Raw genomic sequence first — 282 nt, 5'->3', positions numbered from 1 at the left:
ACCCGCTCGAACGGGAACACGGAATCGTTCGGCGGCCGCGCGCGGCCCGCCGCGAGCAGCGGCAGGACATGCTCGGCGAGGGCTTCGGCGAGGCGCGCCTTCAGGGCCACCGGCCCGGCGCGCAGCGTCGAGCCCGTGAGCGTCACCCGCTTCATCAGCAGCGGCTGGAAGTCGATCTCCGCCACCCGCGAGCCCTGCTGGAACGCGATCTGCGCGATGCGCCCGTCGACCGCCACGGCGCCGAGGTTGCGGGCGATGTAGGGGCCGCCGACCATGTCGAGG

1 protein-coding gene is annotated in these 282 nt (G+C 74.1%); it reads right to left on the bottom strand.

Translation table 11 applies throughout. The features are described from left to right. The coding region (locus ACLBX8_RS32200) for a zinc-binding dehydrogenase (RefSeq protein ID WP_447716474.1) at window positions 1-282 on the bottom strand (282 nt) is incomplete at both ends.

This window comes from Methylobacterium sp. D48H (genome assembly GCF_053345715.1).
The sequence above is the reverse complement of the archived record's forward strand: the minus strand, read 5'-3'. Positions and strand labels throughout refer to the sequence as shown.